The 17,540-nt window shown below is 70.3% G+C and carries 13 protein-coding genes; 6 read left to right on the top strand and 7 right to left on the bottom strand.

Features of this window, described 5'->3' with window-relative positions:
- A partial coding sequence (locus CR470_RS10415; protein WP_179892205.1) for a short-chain dehydrogenase occupies positions 1-832 on the top strand: 832 nt, incomplete at its 5' end.
- Positions 833-862: 30 nt separating this feature from the next.
- Here the strand turns inward: CR470_RS10415 and CR470_RS10410 are convergent.
- Positions 863-2,371, bottom strand: a complete 1,509-nt coding sequence (locus tag CR470_RS10410; RefSeq protein WP_097867290.1) for an MFS transporter — start codon at positions 2,369-2,371, stop codon at positions 863-865.
- An 18-nt stretch (positions 2,372-2,389) separates the two neighbouring features.
- Between CR470_RS10410 and CR470_RS10405 the strand changes: the two genes are divergently transcribed.
- From CR470_RS10405 to CR470_RS10395, 3 genes are all read left to right on the top strand, one after another.
- A complete protein-coding gene (locus CR470_RS10405) occupies positions 2,390-3,331 on the top strand; it encodes a helix-turn-helix transcriptional regulator (RefSeq protein ID WP_218923761.1) in 942 nt (313 codons plus the stop codon).
- 78 nt (positions 3,332-3,409) lie between these two features.
- Complete coding sequence (locus CR470_RS10400; protein WP_257138555.1) at positions 3,410-3,913, top strand: MarR family winged helix-turn-helix transcriptional regulator; 504 nt, start codon at positions 3,410-3,412, stop codon at positions 3,911-3,913.
- Complete coding sequence (locus tag CR470_RS10395; RefSeq protein WP_097867281.1) at positions 3,910-4,791, top strand: SDR family NAD(P)-dependent oxidoreductase; 882 nt, start codon at positions 3,910-3,912, stop codon at positions 4,789-4,791. The genes CR470_RS10400 and CR470_RS10395 overlap by 4 nt, the downstream gene beginning before the upstream one ends.
- A gap of 25 nt (positions 4,792-4,816) precedes the next feature.
- On the opposite strand, the gene CR470_RS10390 is transcribed toward CR470_RS10395, so the two are convergent.
- The 4 genes from CR470_RS10390 to CR470_RS10375 are packed head-to-tail and all read right to left on the bottom strand — an operon-like array spanning position 4,817 to position 10,393.
- Positions 4,817-7,309, bottom strand: a complete 2,493-nt coding sequence (locus CR470_RS10390) for a beta-glucosidase (protein ID WP_179892204.1) — start codon at positions 7,307-7,309, stop codon at positions 4,817-4,819.
- Complete coding sequence (locus CR470_RS10385; protein ID WP_097867280.1) at positions 7,306-8,127, bottom strand: carbohydrate ABC transporter permease; 822 nt, start codon at positions 8,125-8,127, stop codon at positions 7,306-7,308. Before CR470_RS10385 ends, CR470_RS10390 begins: the two co-directional genes overlap by 4 nt.
- Complete coding sequence (locus tag CR470_RS10380) at positions 8,124-9,059, bottom strand: carbohydrate ABC transporter permease (protein ID WP_257138554.1); 936 nt, start codon at positions 9,057-9,059, stop codon at positions 8,124-8,126. The genes CR470_RS10385 and CR470_RS10380 overlap by 4 nt, the downstream gene beginning before the upstream one ends.
- 32 nt (positions 9,060-9,091) lie before the next feature.
- Complete coding sequence (locus tag CR470_RS10375; RefSeq protein ID WP_097867279.1) at positions 9,092-10,393, bottom strand: ABC transporter substrate-binding protein; 1,302 nt, start codon at positions 10,391-10,393, stop codon at positions 9,092-9,094.
- Between the two features lie 140 nt (positions 10,394-10,533).
- Here CR470_RS10375 and CR470_RS10370 point away from each other — a divergent pair, with 140 nt between their 5' ends.
- Positions 10,534-11,565 carry a LacI family DNA-binding transcriptional regulator gene (locus CR470_RS10370; RefSeq protein WP_097867278.1) on the top strand — a complete coding sequence of 344 codons (1,032 nt, stop codon included), beginning with the start codon at positions 10,534-10,536 and terminating at the stop codon, positions 11,563-11,565.
- A 168-nt stretch (positions 11,566-11,733) separates the two neighbouring features.
- Here the strand turns inward: CR470_RS10370 and CR470_RS10365 are convergent, their stop codons facing one another.
- Both CR470_RS10365 and CR470_RS10360 read right to left on the bottom strand, forming a co-directional pair.
- A complete protein-coding gene (locus CR470_RS10365) occupies positions 11,734-13,116 on the bottom strand; it encodes a cellulase family glycosylhydrolase (protein WP_179892203.1) in 1,383 nt (460 codons plus the stop codon).
- 41 nt (positions 13,117-13,157) lie between these two features.
- Entirely contained in the window at positions 13,158-15,755 is a 2,598-nt protein-coding gene (locus CR470_RS10360; RefSeq protein ID WP_179892206.1) for a glycoside hydrolase family 9 protein, read from the bottom strand.
- A 638-nt stretch (positions 15,756-16,393) separates the two neighbouring features.
- Here CR470_RS10360 and CR470_RS10355 point away from each other — a divergent pair.
- On the top strand, positions 16,394-17,488 hold the full coding sequence (locus CR470_RS10355) for a lytic polysaccharide monooxygenase (protein ID WP_097867277.1): 1,095 nt from the start codon (positions 16,394-16,396) through the stop codon (positions 17,486-17,488).
- The last annotated feature ends 52 nt before the right edge of the window (positions 17,489-17,540 follow it).

Genomic DNA, 17,540 nt, shown 5'->3' with positions numbered 1-17,540 from the left:
GCTCGGCGCGGGCGGGCACACCGTCTCGCACGTCGCGGCGGACCTCGGCTCGCCGGCCGACGTCCGCTCGGCCGCCGTCGCGATCCGCGACCGCCTCGACCGCGGTGAGCTGGCGCCGCTGCGCGGCTTCGTGGGCAACGCCGGCACGCAGTACACGAACGCGCTGACCGAGGGACCCGACGGGTTCGAGGCCACCTTCGCCGTCAACGTGCTCGCCAACCACCTGTTCGTCCGGCTGCTCCAGGACCGCTTCACCGCTCCCGCCCGGATCGTGATCACCGCCAGCGACACCCACTTCGGCGACTTCAAGCACAACATGGGCATGGTGCCCGGCCCGGTCTGGAAGTCCCCCGGCATCCTCGCCCGCACGGGCGCCTTCCCCGAGCCGCACACCGCGGCCGCCGGGCGCACCGCGTACGCGACGAGCAAGCTGGCCGCGATCTATCTGGTCCACGAGTACGCGCGCCGGCTGCCGGCCGGGATCGACGCCGTCGCCTACAACCCGGGGTTCGTCCCCGGCACCGGCCTCGCCCGCAACGCGGGCCCCGCCTCCCGGTTCGCGATGCGCCGCGTCATGCCGGTGATGGCCCTCACCCCGTTCGCGACCAGCCGCAGCGCCGCGGGCCGCTACCTCGCCGACATCGTCCTCGGCACGACCCGGGCGCCGACCGGCTCCTACGTCGACCGCGGCCGTGCGGACCGCTCGTCGCGGGAGTCCTACGACCCGCGGCGCGAAGGGGAGCTCTGGGACGCCGCCGAGCGGTTCACCGCGGCGTACGCGGCCGGGGCGGACACGTGCTCGGACGACGTGCCGAGCGGTTCACCCCGATAGACCGGGCGGCGGCCGAACGGTCCGCCGCTGTCAGCGCCGGGGCAGGGCGAGCGCGCACAGGGCGAAGGCGATGGCGAACGCCGCCTGGACGAGCATGCAGATCGCCAGCGCGCTCGTGTAGGCCTGACCCGCCGGGGCTGTGGAACCGGCCAGGGCCGCCCCGAGCAGACCTCCGGCGACGGCGACGCCGAGGCCCATCGCGGCTTGCTGCGTGGTCTGAAGCACTCCGGACGCTGCTCCCGCCGATGCCGGAGGGACCTCGGCGATCATCGCTCCGACGAGCGGCCCGAACATGAGGGCCTGACCGACACCGACTCCGACGAGGAGCGCGGCGAACGCCCACGGGTTCAGACCGGCGCCCTGGACGCATACGGAGACGGCGGTGACGCTCAGGAGTGCGGCTTGGACGAGTCCGCCGATGGCGAGGAGCCTGCGGAACCCGAAACGGGGTGCGAGTCTGCCCGACCAGATCGACACGGTGAGGAAGCACAGGGAGAACGGCAGCAGCACGAGGGCCGCGTGCAGGGGGGACCACCCGAGACCCGTCTGCGTGGAGATCGCGTAGAGGAACGTGAACCCGCCGAACGCCGACTGGAGCATCAACGCCATCACCAGCCCGATCCGGTAGGAGCCGAGCCGGAACAGGGGCGGCGGTACGAGCGGAACGCGGTCACTGCGGTGCAGCCGCGACTGCCGCCGCCAGAACGCTGCGAACAGGACGGGCGTCGACCCCAGCAGCGCCCAGCACCAGACCGGCCAGCCCAGTGCGCCGCCCTGGGAGATCGGGATCATGAGTGCCAGCAGGGCGAGTCCGAGCAGGGCCGTCCCGATCAGGTCGAGCGACCGGTGGCCGGGGGCACGGGTGTCGGGGAGCCAGCGCAGCGCGGCGCCGAACGCGATCACGCCCATGAGCGTGCTCATCGCGAAGACCATGCGCCAGGGAGCGCCGAGCAGGGGGACGGACAGCAGCACGCCGCCGAGGACCTGACCGATCGCCGTGGCCCCGCCCGCCGTCGCACCGAACAGCGCGACAGCCCGGGCACGTTCGGTTCCCCGGGTGGACGCGGTGATCGTCGCCAGCACCTGCGGAACCATGGCCGCCGCGGAGACTCCGGTGAGGGCCCGCGCGGCGATCAGCACGGTGATGCTCGGGGCCAGGGTTGCGACCAGGGAGAACAGGGTGAACCCGGCCATACCGAGCAGGAAGAGCCGGCGTCGCCCGTACAGGTCCCCGAGCCTGCCCCCGAGGACCATCGGAATGGCGAACCCCGACGCGTACACCGACACCACCAACGACTGCTCGGCCGCCGTGGCGCCCAGAGACGCACCGATGTCGGGCACGGCGATACCCGCCGCCGCGAAACCGACCACCGACAGCAGCAGCGCCGACAGGGTCGTCAGGAGCCGGGCCGTCCCCAGCCCCGGAGGCGGAGGCTCGGACAGGCCCCGCGCGGGCGGCGGCGCGGCGCGGTCGTCCTCGCTGCCGGGTTCGCCCGTACGCGGAAGTGGACGGTCATGCGGTGCGGAAGATGTGGTCATGCCGTCGATCATCGAGCGATGCTTATCCTGGAACCAGGAGTCCGTTTATGGGGGTACTGCCACTACCTGGATACCCGGCTCTCCGTACAGGAGGATGAAGACATGACAGAGACCGGGCCCGCCGCGATCCGGCGGGAGGTCGGTGACTTCCTCCGCAGTCGGCGCGAACGGGTAACGCCGCAGCAGGTAGGTCTCCCGGCCACAGGGCGACGGCGGACACCCGGACTACGGCGCGAAGAGGTCGCCGTCCTCGCGGGGGTCGGCGTCACCTGGTACACCTGGCTCGAACAGGGCAGGCCCATCAACGTCAGCACACAGGTCCTGCAGGCGGTCGCCCGAGCCCTGCGACTGGATGACGCCGAGACGCGGCACCTGCACCGGCTCGCCGGATCACGTACGCCGAAAGCCGAGCCCTCCGCATGCGCCCCGGGGCTCATCGAGGCTTTTCAGCCTGTCCTGGACAAGCTCGATCCGTTCCCGGCGTGCCTGCAGACGCCGCTGTTCGATGTGGTGGCGTACAACCGTGCCTACCGGTTTCTGTTCACCGACATGGACCGCATCCCTCCCGGCGAACGCAACTGCGCGGTGCAGTTCTTCACCGACCCCGACTGGCGCAGCCGCTATGTCGACGTCGACCTGGTTGCCGCCCGGATGGTCGCGAGACTGCGCGCCGAGGCGGGCGCCGACATCGGCGCGCCCGCCGCTGCCGGAATCGTGGACGACCTCCGGGAACGATCAAAGGAATTCGCCCGGCTGTGGGCTCGTCACGACGTCCTGCCTCAGCAGTACGAGACGAAACGTCTGGACAGCCCTCTCGTCGGGCAGCTCCAGCTGAACTTCGTCGTCACCGGTGTGGCGGAGACGGGACACCGGATGACCGTGATGACGCCGGCGGACGAGTCCACCTCCCTGCGCCTGACCCGGATGGCAGGCCTCACGGTCACGCCCGAGCGCGCGTAACACCGCCTCGAACCCCGGACGGGGTGGCCGGAGAGCTCGGGGTGGCCGGAGAGCCTCCCGCGATACATGGAATGTCCCATGATTGGATTCTCCATGTATTGTGTGGCCATGGATGATCGAAAGCTGACCGAAGAGCTTTACGACTGCCTGTTCGCGATCCGCGTCCAGGTGCACGCCGAGCTCAAGGAGCTGGCCCGGGAAGTGGGGCTGACCGACACCCAGGCCGATGCGTTGTGGAGGCTGAGTCGCGGGCGGGAGATGACCGCGCGCCGTCTGGCCGACCTCCTGCAGTGCGACGCCTCCACCGCCACGTCCATGATCGACCGGCTGGAGAGGCGCGGCCTGGTCCGCCGTGTGCCCCACCCCACCGACCGCCGCGCGAAAGTCATCCAGCTCACCCCCGAGGGGTGCGCGCTGCGCGATCGCGTCGTCCAGCACACCACCGAGCACTCACCCTTCGCCCTCCTCGACCACGAGAGCAGGCTGCGCCTGCACACGCTTCTCCGCGAAGTGATCGACGGCCCCCGCCCGACAGGTGAGGCCGCCGGCGTCGAGGGCGCCATGAAAGAGGAGCAGCAATGAGCAGCGCGACCGCGGTCATCACGGGCGGAGCCTCGGGCCTGGGCCTGGTGACGGCACGCCACCTGATCAAGGCCGGTCAGAGCGTCGTCCTCGTCGGCCGGGACGCGACGCGCACCCGGGCCGCCGCCGACAGCCTGCGCGCCCTGGCCCCCGCGGGCAGTGACGCGGCACCGCCGAGGACGTACACCGCTGACCTGGAACAGTGGTCGCAGGTACAGGCACTGGCAGCGGGACTGGCCGCCGACGGACACCCGGTGGACGTCCTCATCAACAACGCCGGAGCGGCGTTCCCCCGGTACGAGCAGACGCCGGACGGCGTGGAGCGCACCTACGCGCTCAATCACCACGCCCCGTTCCTGCTCACCCACGCCCTCCTGGCCGCAGGAGTGCTCACGCCCGAAGCGCGGATCATCAACATGTCCTCGTTCGTGGAGAAGCGCGGCAAGCTCGATGCCACCGATCCGGATGTCGCGGGAACATCGTGGAGCAATCGCTTCTACAACCAGATCAACGTCTACGCGACGAGCAAGCTCGTCAGCCTCCTGGCCGCGCGAGAACTCGCGCACCGCCTGCCTGAGGGCATGAGCCTCTACAACGCCAATCCCGGCATGGTCAAGGGCACCGCGATGAACAGCAACGCCGGCGGTCTGATGCGGCTGACCGCCCCGCTGTTCCGTCCGTTCGCCATCACCCCGGACGAAGGCGTCCAGACCCCGGTATGGCTCGCCAACTCCTCCCCCGCACCGCGCCCCAACGGCGGCTTCTTCAGCGAGTCGCGGCCGGACACCCCCTCGCGCCTGGCACTGGACGACACTCTCGCCCGGACCGTCTACGCCAGAACCGCGGCCCTCCTCGGGGTGGAGGCCCTCACGAGGTAGGGCCGCGAAGCGGGGCTGAAAGTCCTCACCGCGGTGCGCCGGACCACGGCGTCCCCGTGAGGGTCTCCGTCGCGACGCTCATGTGCAGCCGACGGGTGTGGTCGACCGTTCGTACCGGCCCGGTCAGCGTGACCCGGGCCACGAGGCGCGCGTCGGTGCTCGACGCGCTCAGCAGCAGTTCGAGATCGCCCGGCTCGACGATCCGGTGGCCGTCGCGGCCCGTGAAGGACGCGAGGTCCGCCGGGACCTTCATCCGCACCCTGGCCGCCCGCCCGGGATCCAGGCCGAGGCGTACGTACCCGATGAGGCGCCGCACCGGCTGGACCACGGAGGCGACCGGGTCGTGCAGATACACCTGAACCACTTCGGTCCCCTCCCGCGCACCGGTGTTGCGGACGGTGCAGGAGAGCGTGAACTCCCCGTCCGTGGACGCCCGTCCGTGCTCCACGACGAGGTCGCTCCACTCGAAGGCGGTGTACGTCAGACCGTGGCCGAAGCCGTACGCCGGGGTCGGGTCGACACTGGACACATCGCTGGAGTGGCCCAGCCGAGCCGCCAGGTAGGTGGAGGGCTGGGAGCCCGGACGGCGTGGCACGCTGACGGGCAGTCGGCCGGACGGTTCGGTGCGGCCGCTGAGCACCGAGGCGATGGCCCTCGTTCCCTCCTCGCCGGGGAAGAACGACTGCACGACCGCGGCTGCCTCGTCCACCGCACGCCCGAGGGCGTAGGGGCGTCCGGCGAGCAGGGTGACGACGACGGGGGTGCCCGTGTCGAGGAGGGCGTCGAGCAGCTGCTGCTGGACTCCGGGAAGCGCCAGGTTCTCCGCGTCGCAGCCCTCCCCGCTCGTCCCCCGGCCGAAGAGACCGGCCCGGTCGCCGAGTGCGACGATCACGAGGTCGGCGCTCCTGGCCAGTTCGACGGCCTCGCCGAAGCCGCCGGCGTCCGGGCCATCGATGTCCGCACCCTGCGCGGAGAGGATCTCGCTGTCGGGGAACTCCGCCGCACATGCCTCGCGCAGGGTGGGGAGTTCGATGCCGAGCGGGGTCTCGGGATACTGGCCTCCGACGTGGACGGGAAAGGCGTAGCAGCCGAGGACGGCCGTCGGGGTGTCGGCGTTGGGCCCGATGAGTGCGATACGGGCAGGGGCTCCGGCGGCCGCGTCCGCCGCCAGGGGCAGGGTGCCGTCGTTGCGCAGGAGCACGACGGCCTGTTCGGCGACGCGGCGGGCGAGCGCGCGGTTCTCGTCGGTGTCGAGAGCGACGGTCCCGCGCAGCGCCTCCGAGTCCCCGTCCGCCGAGCCGTCCGCACCCGCGGCGCCCGCGAGCACCGGTGGCACCGGCCTCCAGTCCGCGTCCAGAAGGCCCAACCGGGCTTTCTGGGCCAGCACTCGGCGTACCGCACGGTCCACCAGCGCCTCCGGTACGAGGCCCTCGGCGATCGCGTCGGCCAGCGGGCTGCCGAAGGTCCTGACGGTCGGCAGTTCCACGTCCACACCCGCGCCGAGCGCGGCGCCGGCCGCTTCCCCGAAGGTCTCCACCACGCCGTGCAGCGTCTTCAGGAAAGCGATGCCGAAGTAGTCGGCGACCACGGTCCCGTCGAAGCCCCAGGTGTCACGGAGCAGGCCGGTCAGCAGAGGCCCGTCGGCCGCGGAGGGGATGCCGTCGGTGTCGGTGTAGGCGTGCATGACGGACCGTACGCCGCTTTCGCGTACGGCCATCTCGAACGGGGGCAGGATGATGTCGGCCCGCTCCCGCGTGCCCATGCCGACGGGGGCGAGATTGCGGCCCGCCCGTGAGGCGGAGTAACCGGCGAAGTGCTTGAGCGTGGCGACGATCCCGGCCGACTCCAGTCCCCGCACATAGGCGGTGGCGACCGTTCCCACCAGGTACGGGTCCTCGCCGATCGTCTCCTCGACACGGCCCCAGCGTGCGTCGCGTACGACGTCGAGGACAGGGGCGAGGCCCTGGTGCACGCCGACGGAGCGCAGGTCGCGGCCGATCGCGGCGGCCATCTCACGGACCAACTCCGGGTGGAAGGTGGCGCCCCAGGACAGCGGCACCGGGTAGGCGGTCGCGCCCCAGGTGGCGAAGCCGGCGAGGCATTCCTCGTGGGCGAGCGCCGGTATGCCGAAGCGGTTCGCTCCGGCGATGCGCTCCTGGGTGCGCGCCAGCGAGAGGGCGCCCACGGCCGGGTCGACGGGGGCCGTTCCGAACGGGCGGGTCAGCTGGCCCAGTCCGTGCGGAAGAAGGTCGTCGAGGTCGACGGCCTCCTCCATGTCGTGCTGGAACGGCGCGACTTCGGCGCCCTCGTCGGAAGCGCCCACCCAGACGCCGAAGAGCTGGGCCACCTTCTCCTGGAGGGTCATGGCGGCGATCAGGGTGTCGGCCCTGTCCTCGGGAGCGAGGGCGGGATCGCGCCAGGGCCCGGTGCGGTGGCCCGTGGCGCCGGACACCGGCGCCCGGGAGCCGGTGGCCTCGACGGGTGTCCGGACGCCGGTGTTGGCGATGTTGGCGGTCACTTTCCTCCCACTCCCATCAGCCCCTGTACCAGGGCGCGGCGAGCGAACAGATAGACGATCAGGATGGGGAGCATGGACAGGACGACCGCGGCGAGCAGGCCAGGGGTGTTGACTCCGTGCTCCGTCTGGAAGTCGTAGAGCCCCAAGGTGATCACCTTGGTCTCCGCCGACTGCGTCAGAACGAGGGGGAACAGGAAGCCGTTCCAGGCCTGGAGCGCGGAGAAGACGACGATCGTCGAGATCCCGCCCCTGGACAACGGCAGCACCAGCTGGAAGAAGACCCGTCGGGGCGAGGCGCCGTCCATCGTCATCGCCTCGTACAGATCGGGGGTGATGTCCCGCATCACTCCCGTCAGGATCAGGGCGCACACCGGCATGGCGAAGGCCGCCGTCGGCAGGATGACGCCGATGAGGTTGTCGTAGAGACCGGCCTCGCTGATGACGAAGAACATCGGGACGATGACCGCCTGCGAGGGGATCGCCAGGCCCAGGAGGAACAGCCGGAAGACCGTGGTGGTGGCGCGCCCCCGGCTCCTGACGATGGTGTACGCCAGCGGCGGGACGAGGAGCAGCACGATGCCCACCACGCACACGGTGACGATGACGGTGTTGAGGAAGTACTGCGCGAAGCCGCTGTTGAGGTCGTCGATGTAGTTGTCGAGCGTGAAGTGCTCGGGAAAGGACAGCGGGCCGTTCGCCGCGTAGTCGGGGCGCGTCTGGAACGTGGCGACGAGCATCACGTACAGCGGCAGCCCCACCACGAGGAGCCAGACCAGGGAGCCGAAACCGGCGACATGGTTGGGACGGTTCTTCCTCACAGTCCCTCCATGGTGCTGCGCATCTTGTCGTAGCCCGAGAGCCGCACCACGATCAGCGAGATGACCGTGGAGACGAGGACGAGGAGGAGGGCGATGGCGGAAGCCCCTCCGTAGTCGAAGCTCTTGAACGCCTTCTGGTACATGTAGTACGCGCTGATGGTGGTGTCGCTCCCCGGTCCGCCCTGGGTCAGGATGAGCACGGTGTCGAAGGTCGTGAGTCCGCCGACCACCATCAGGATCATCGAGGTGATGATCGCGTTGCGCAGCTGCGGCAGCGTGATGTGGAAGAACTGCCGCACCGTGCCCGCGCCGTCGATCTGCGCCGCCTGGTAGAGGACCTGCGGCACCGCGCGCGCCGCGCCCTGGTAGATCAGCGTGTGCAGGGGGGTGAACTGCCAGGTGCTGACGAAGACCAGGACGCCGATCGCGGTGGCCTGCTTCCCGAACAGGTTGCCGTCGCCGAAGAGCCAGGTGGCCTGCGCGGGGACGCCCATGTTGGGGTCGAGGGCGGCGCGCCACAGCACGGAAACGGCCGCGACGGACAGCAGCATCGGGACGAAGTAGATGGCGGACAGAACGGCCCGGTTGCGCTGGTGTCCCGCCGCCCAGACCCCGAGCAGAATGCTCAGCGGTGTCTGGACGGCGACCCCGAGCACCGTGAGCAGGACGCTCAGCCAGAGGCTCTTGATCATGACGGGGTCGTCGAGGAGCTTCCTCCAGTTGTCGAGGCCCGCGAACTCCGGGTCGCTCAGTCCGTCCCAGCTGGCGAAGGAGAGTACGGCGACCATGATGAGCGGGACGAGGGCGAAGAGGCCGAAGAAGACGGCGGCGGGGACCGCCCAGAGAAATCCCGGGCGGCCCGCTCCGATGCCGGACGAGCCGTCCTTCTTGACCGTCTCGCCGTCCGGGGAGGTGGCTGCGGTTCGGGTCATGTCGTGTGTTCCGGGTCCGGATCTCCGTGGGCTCACGAGGTCGGCAGCGCCTGCATGGCCTTGATGAAGGCGTCCTCGTCCATCGAGCCGTTGAAGAACTGCTGGAGGGACTGGTACATCGCGGTGGCCGCCGACTGCGGGTACGCCTGGTCCCAGGAGAGCTGGAACGCCGGGGCCGCCTTGACCATGTCGTACTGGAACTTCGCGAACCCGGGGCTGGCGGCGGTGTCCAGGAAGCCTTCGGTGTTCGTCGTGGTCGGCAGGTTGCCGATGGCGAGCTGCGCCTTGACGAATTGGTCCGAGTACATGAGCTTCAGGAACTCGGCGGCGGCCCGCGGGTGCTTCGTCTTCTTCAGCACGGAGTAGAAGTTGTTGGTGTTGCCGACGACGTTCGCCTGGTCGCCCTTGCCGCCTTCGACGGAGGGGAAGGCGCTGTATCCGAGGTCGCTCTTCGCGAACTCGGGGTGCGCGTCCTGCTGCGTCGAGTACTCCCACGAGCCCATCAGCTCGAAGCCGGCCCGGCCGGTCGCCAGGAGCGTGGGGGAACCCTGGTCGGTGAACTTCACCGAGTCGTAGTTGGTGCCGAACGCACCGGCGTCCACCAGCTCCCTGATCATGCTCAGCGCCTTCCGGCTGTCCGGGCTCGCCCAGGCGTCCTGGTCGCCGTCGAGGGCCTTCTGGAAGAGCTCCGGGCCGGCGATACGGTCGTACAGGTACTCGAACCACATCAGCGTCGGCCACCGGTCGCCGCCACCCAGCGCGATCGGGGTGACGCCGTCGGCCTTCAGCGCCTTGACCGCCGCCAGCAGGTCGGCCCAGGTCTTCGGGGGTTCGACGCCCGCCTTCTTGAGGACCTTGCCGTTGCTGAACAGCAGGACGGGCTGCGTGCCGCGCATGGGGACCCCGTAGGACGTGCCGTCGACCACCGCGCTGTTGAACACGGACGGCAGGAACTTCGCCTTGAGGTCGGGGTCCTCGGCGATGAAGGGGTCCAGCGGGAGGAGCAGGCCGGCGTCGACGAAGGGCTTGATGCTGCCGCCGCCCCAGTTGAAGAAGACATCCGGCGCCTGCTTGCTGTTGATGATCGTCTGCAGCTTGGCCTGGTAGTCGGCGCCCGGGATCGTGTCCAGGACGGCCTTCACCTTCGACGTCTTGTTGAAGGTGGCGACGATCTCCTTCTCCACCTTGTTCGCCGCGTCCCCGTAGACCAGGACGCGGAGGGTGTCGCCGCCGGCCGCATCCGGGTCCCCTCCGCATCCGGACAGGGACAGCACCAGGGCCAGTGCGGCACCACCGACGACAACGGTCCGCGAGAACCGTGCGCGTTGTTTCATCGGCACACCTTTCGAAACTTTTTCGATCCAACTACCGAAACTTCCTGAGTCCGGACGCTAGAACCCCTCATCTGGGGGGTCAACCCTCGGTCATGGCGTTATCAAAGCGTTACGCCTGGGCGTCAGCCGTCCCGTGCTTTATGCTCCTGGCCATGCGCGATGACGAGAGAACGGGCCGCATCACCCTGGCCCAGGTGGCCGAGCGGGCCGGCGTCTCCATTTCGACAGTTTCGAAGGTCCTCAACGGGCGGCAGGACGTGGCGACCCCCACGAGGGTCAAGGTGGAGCGTCTGCTGGAGGCCCATGCGTACCGGCGCACCACACGGTCGGCCAGCGAGACGCCGCTCATCGAGATCGTGTTCCACGAGCTGGAGAGCATCTGGGCGATGGAGCTGATCCGGGGGGTGGAGAACGTCGCCAAGGCCCACGGCGCCGGGGTCGTCCTCACCGAAAGCGGAACCCGCCACTCGCCCGGCCCCGACTGGATGGAGGCGATGCTCCAGCGTCGGCCGCTCGGTGTCGTCCTGGTCTTCTCGACCCTGCCCGACGAGGTGAAACAGCAGCTCAGGGCGCGTTCGATCCCCTGCGTCATCATCGACCCCGCGGGCGACCCCGACCCCGACGTGCCCTCGGTCGGCTCGGCCAACTGGAACGGTGGACTGGCCGCCACCCGGCACCTCATCGAGTGCGGGCACCGGCGCATCGGTGTCATCACCGGACCCGAGGACATGCTCTGCTCCCGCGCGCGGCTCGACGGCTACCGGTCGGCGATGACCATGGCAGGACTGGAGGTGGACCCCGGCCTCATCCTGTTCGGCGACTTCCACGTGGAGGGCGGATACGACCGCGCCGCCGAGATGTTGTCCCACCCCCAGCGGCCCACCGCGATCTTCGCGGGCAGCGACCTCCAGGCACTCGGCGTACTGGAAGCCGCCCGGGTGCAGGGCCTGCGCGTCCCCCACGACCTGTCGGTGGTCGGCTACGACGACGTGCCCATCGCCCGTTGGGCCAGCCCGGCCCTGACCACGGTCCACCAGCCGCTGCGCCAGATGGCGGAGGAGGCCGCGCAGATGCTGATGCGACTGCGGGCGCAGGAACCGGTGGCCACGCGGCTGGAGCTGGCCACGAGCCTGGTCGTACGCAAGAGCACGGCGTCGCCGCCCGGGAGCTGAGGGGCGGCTTGTGGAGCACCGAGGACGCGGTGGCGTGCGCTGGCCGGGGATCGCTGCCCGAACGCGAGACCGCGGCGGTCGGGGCCCCTCATGCCTCCCGCTCGGTTCGACGAAGGCCGACCACGGGCGGGGCTCCGGTCGTCCGGAGCCCCGCCCGTGGTCGGGTGGTCAGCCCGTGGGGAAGGAGTCGGGGGTGCTGATGCGGTTCTTGAGCAGCGCCCCCGATTCGGTCAGCACACCGCTGCTGCTGTAGTCACCGCCGTCGCAGGTGCCCGGTCTGAAGGCCGCGCTGCTCTCGTCCGCGTCGGAGTAGGTCCAGTTCGCGTAGCCGATCTTCAGCTGGTCGAGCAGGTCCAGCCAGGCCGTCGTGCTCGCCCGGTCCATCGCCCCTCCGCCGGTGGCGCTCACCGTGCCGAACTCGGTGACGAAGAGCGGCAGTCGCGAGGCGGCGCGGCTCAGCGTGGCGCGGTAGGAGTCCTGGTGACTCGCGGCGTAGAAGTGGAAGGCGTACATGATGTTGTCCGCTCGGACGGGGTTGTCGACGACCTCACTCTCGTTGGAGCCGTCCGAGACGCCCAGGGAGGACCAGCCGCGGGTGCCGACGATGATGACGGCGTCCGGGTCAGCGGCCCGGATCACCGGGATGACCTGCTCGGCGTAGTTCTTGATGGCCGTCCAGCTCACTCCGTTGGGCTCGTTGGCGATCTCGTAGATCACGTGCTTCTTGTCGGCGTTGCGGGCCGCGACGGACGCGAAGAACGTCTTGGCCCGGTCGAGGTTGTGGTTCGGATCGCCCGGCGTCAGGGTGTGGAAATCGATCATGGCGTACATGCCACGTGCCTCGGCCATGTCGACGAGGCCGTTCACCCGGCTGGTGAAGCCCGCCGGGTCGGTCTCGTAGCCGCCCTCCTGGACGTACATGGCCACGCGCAGCAGGTCCGACTTCCAGTCCTCCGCGAGCGCGTCCACGGACGCGGTGTTGTAGCACTTGCTGAACCACTGGATGCCGTGGGTGCTCATGCCCCGCAGCTGTACGGGACGGTCGTACTGGTTGCACAGGTGCACGCCGCAGACGTGGAGCTCGCCGTTGACGTCCACGGGGGTGCCGGTGCCCGGCAGGGGCGGGTCGACTGGCGGGGGCTCCTCCACGGAACCCGTACAGGCGACGCCGTTGAGCGTGAACGCCGTCGGCTTCGGGTTGGCGCCCGTGAAGGAACCCACCATCCCCAGATCGGCCGACGCACCGGTGGACAGGGTGCGGTTCCAGTCGACCCCCACTGCGGAGACCGCGGAACCGGACTGCGACCAGGTGGCGTTCCAGCCCTGGACGAGTCGCTGCCCCGCGTCGGGCATCGTGAACCTCAGGGTCCATCCGGTGACGGGGTCGCCCAGGTTGGTGACCTTCACCCCGGCCTGGAAACCCCCCGCCCACTGGCTGGTGACCGTGTAGTCGACCTTGCATCCGGTGGCGGCCACCGCTGGGGGGCTGAGCAGGGCGGTGAGGCCCAGGACCATGGCGCAGGTGGCCAGGAGGGCCAGGAAGCGTTTCACAGCGATTCTCCTCCTATGACGCGGTAGGACGGGCCGGCCGCTCACCGTCGCGATGTCGTCCCGCAGGCCTGGCCGTTCAGCCTGAAGACCTGGGGGTCGTGCACGAGGCCGGTGGGCCGGCCGTTGAAGCCGAACCGCACGGTGTCGCCGGGCGCGAGATCGGCGTTCCAGCTCAGGGCCTCGGCGGTGACCCGGGGCCCGGTCTGCCCGATGTCGGCGCGCCAGGCGTCGGTCACCCGCTGCTGGTCGGCGAACGTCCAGTCGAGCCGCCAGGGCTGGACGGGGCGGTCACCGGTGTTCTTCAGCACGACGTGGGTGGTGAAGCCGTTGCTCCAGCGCTGCGAGGTGTACGTCACCTCGCACCGCGTCCGCACGGGCTCACCGCCGCCCAGATCGTCCACGTAGGACGCGACCCAGGCGAGCGGGGCGTTCCAGTTGATGGTGATCTCGTTCGTGGCCCAGGACTCGATGTCGTCGATGTAGCACATCGCCGGTGCGCAGCCCTTCAGCTTGGCCTGCGCGACGGGGTCCTCGATGGAGGCGTTCGGTCCGCCGGCCAGGGATCCCGGTGCGGGGTTCGGCAGGGCCGGGTCGAGCTGGTTGGCCCAGAACCGGTGGTGCTGGTTGCGCGAGTCCCGCTCGCCGTACCCGGTGACATAGGACTGGTTCAGCGCGTTGCGGCCCAGCAGGTAGTCGAGTCCGCGCAGTACGGCGTCACGGTAGGCGGTCCTGCCGGTCAGGTCGTGGGCGGAGCCCAGGACGACCATGTTGTTGGCGACCTGGCTGTTCGAGCCCCATACGTAGTGCCCGTCGTCGGGGGCGTACGGGAGGCCGTACGCGGCCCCTGCCGAATCGGCCGCGTATCCGTCGGCGGCTTCGGTCACCATGCCGCGCACGATGGCGAGCTGATCGGCGGACAGCTTGCCCGGCACACGCGCGAGGTTCAGGGCGCCGAGCCCGGCTACCGAGCCCCAGGACATGCCGCCGCGCGGGAAGACCGCGTCGGTGTCACCGTGCAGCGGGGAGCGGAGGACTTCCTGACGGTAGCTGTCCTCACCGGTGGTGAGGAACAGTTCCGCCGCCGCCCAGTAGAACTCGTCCCTCACGTCGTCGTCGTTGTAGGCGCCGCCGCCCGTGGCGTCCTGCGGATCGGCGAGGATGTCCGGGTGGGCCATGGCCGCTGTCCACGCGGACCGCGCGGCCGACCGGCACTGCGCGGCGAAGTCCGCGTCGTAGACCTGGAAGAGGCGGGCGCACTGGGCGGCGGTGGCCGCCAGGTTGAGGGTGGCCGCCGTGGTCGGCGGATGCAGTTCCCGGGGCTGGGGGTCACGGTCCGGCCGGAGCGGCAGTCCGGTCCACGCCTTGTCGTGCAGCTTGTGGTGGGCCATACCGGCGAGCGGCTCCCCAGCGGGCACCTGCATCCGCATGAGGAACTCCAGCTCCCAGCGCGCCTCGTCGAGGATGTCGGGGGTGGCGTTCCCGTGCTCGGGCAGCCGGAGCTCGCCGTCGCCGAGCGGCCCGGCGTCGGCCGTCTCCTCGTACAGGGTCCGTTCGAACGTGGACATCAACTGGGCTACCGATATACCGCCGTTGACCACGTACTTGCCGTGGTCGCCGGCGTCGTACCAGCCCCCCGCCGCGTCGAGACGGTAGTCGCACACGCCCGGCTGGCAGGGCACGTCGTTGTCGCCCTGGTTGGGGCTCACGCCGAGGTGGCCGGCCGGCCGCGCGTACTGCTCGCCCACGATGTCCGCGTCGATCTCGATGCCGCTGCGGTTGTGGTAGAAGTACGCCAGCGCGTCGGTGCGCAGCGACGCGTAGAGGTCGTCACCGATGGCGAACGGCTCGCTCCTCTCGCCCGCGACCGTGACGGTGTATCCCTCCCCCGCGGTCGCCACCGCGCTGAAGTCGAAGGTGTGGACGTTGTGCCGCGAGGCGGTGTCCACGCCCGCCGGAGTGGTGGTGCCACCGGCCACGCGCGTACCGGCGGCCGATTCGAGTGTCCAGGGCAGCGGGTCGGTCCCGTCGGTGACGACGGTGCCGGCCTTGGGGCCGTGGGTGAGGTACCCGACCTGGTTGACCCGGACCGGGGAGCCGGTGTCCGGTTCGTACGGCGGCGGCGCGGTCCCGCCGCGCAGCGACACGTCGTCGACGCAGAAGGTGAGGGCCTCGGCGCTGCCCCCGATCTGGAAGGCGAGCTGCGCCGCGTCGTGGTCGGCTCCGGCCGTGAAGGTCTCCGTGACGCGTTCGGCGGTCGCCCCGACCGGCTGCGCGGTGGCGAGTTCCGTGGTCCACGGTTCGGTCGCCATCTGCACGTTGGTGTGGATGGTGACCGGCACGGTGGACGTCGCGGTGTAGCTCAGGGTGTATTCCTCGCCGGCGGTGAGGGCGAGCCCGTTCTGCCCGACGATGGCGTCCCACGCGTTGACCGTGCCCCCGGGGACGTCGGCACAGAGACGTCCGTCCGAGACGGCGACGGGACTGTTGGCCGTCGACCACCAGGGGGCGGTGCCCGCGGAGAAGTCCCCGTTGACGATGATCTCGGGGCTCTCGGATGCCTCGTTGACGGGTTGGGCCGCACCGGCGGGTGCGGCGAGTGCGCCCGCCAGCAGCCCGGCGGCGGCGACGGCGCCCACCAACACGCTGACGCGTCTGGAGCGGTCCGGTCGGCGGAGCGTGCGGGAGGGGCGGGTTACGAGTGGCTGATGTCGCGGCACACCGAAGTCCTTACGGGAGGGGGAAGGGCACACAGTGACGGGGCACCGGATTTACGTCCGGCAGAGTGCGGGCAATAGTGGGAGCGCTCCCAAAATCGGGGTCGCGAGGCGTGCCGTCAAGCGGTTGGACAGGATTCGCCGCGATGGGTTGTCAGGGACACAGCAACACTCTTACAGTCCGTGGTACCAACGGATGGGAGCGCTCCCAGCACGACGTGGCCGGGCGCTTCCCCTTCCGTGATCGCCCGCCCCATCCGGTCCCCCCTCCCGGAGAGGCCCCGCATGCGAGCGTCACCGCACTCCCCCAGCAGCACGCGCAGCCCGCTCATCACCCCTGTCGGCGTCGGTCCGACGCGGCCCGGTCGACGCCGGATCCCGCGTGTGCGGGACCGACGGCAACCGCCGCACACCAGGCACGGCGATCCCACCCGCCTCGCCACCGCGCCCGCCCCACGACAGCGCCCTCCTGATCCAGGCGCCCCCAGACTCCTCGCCCGACGGCGGCCGCAGGAGAGAGAACACGACCGGAAGACCATCCCCACACAGGCACAGGAGACCTCATGGCCCGACGCAAGAAGCTGTTCACCTCCCTGGCGGCGGTGCTCGCGACGCTGCTCGGCGGAATCGGCCTGACCTTGATGGGCCAGGGCGACGCGCAGGCGCACGGCGTCACGATGACGCCGGGATCACGTACCTACCTCTGCATGCTGGACGCCAGGACCGGCACCGGCGCCCTGGACCCGACCAACCCGGCGTGCAAGGCCGCGCTCGCCGAGAGCGGCGCGACCGCGCTGTACAACTGGTTCGCCGTGCTCGACTCCAACGCGGGCGGACGGGGGGAGGGGTACGTCCCGGACGGAAAGCTGTGCAGTGCCGGTGACCGGTCGCCGTACAACTTCACCGGTTACAACGCCCCACGCTCCGACTGGCCCCGGACGCACCTGACGTCCGGGGCAACCATCCAGGTCAAGCACAGCAACTGGGCGGCGCACCCGGGCTCCTTCCGGGTGTACCTGTCCAAGCCCGGCTACTCACCCAGCACCGAGCTGGGCTGGGACGACCTGGAGCTGATCGGGACGGTCACCGATCCGCCGCAGGCGGGCGGGGCGGGCACGGACGGCGGCCACTACTACTGGGACCTGGACCTGCCCTCGGGCCGCTCGGGTGACGCCGTCATGTTCATCCAGTGGGTGCGCTCGGACAGCCAGGAGAACTTCTTCTCCTGCTCCGACATCGTCTTCGACGGTGGCAACGGCGAGGTGACCGGCATCCGCGGCTCGGGCGGCACTCCGCATCCGACGCCCACCCCGACCCCGACACCCACTCCGACCCCGACCGATCCGCACACCGGGTGCATGGCGGTCTACAGCGTGACCAACTCCTGGAACGGCGGCTTCCAGGGTGCCGTCGAAGTCATGAACCACGGCACGACGGCGCGTGAGGGCTGGGCCGTGCGGTGGATGCCCGGCGTGGGCGCCCGGGTCAGCAGCGTGTGGAACGGTGCGCTGACCACGGCGCCCGACGGGGCGCTGACTGTCAGGAACCTCGACCACAACCGCACCATCGCTCCGGAGGGCAGCACCACCTTCGGGTTCACCGCGACCTCGACCGGCAACGACTTCCCGGTCGGTTCGATCGGCTGCGTCACTCCGTAGTCGCCGAGGCACGACAGCGCCGGTTCCCGCATCGCGCGGGAGCCGGCGCTGT

Origin of the sequence: Streptomyces sp. rh34, from assembly GCF_002551245.1 — a bacterium.
In the GTDB taxonomy this organism is placed as follows: Bacteria; Actinomycetota; Actinomycetes; order Streptomycetales; family Streptomycetaceae; genus Streptomyces.
Note: the sequence above shows the minus strand (reverse complement) of the source record. Positions and strands in the feature narration are given on the sequence as shown.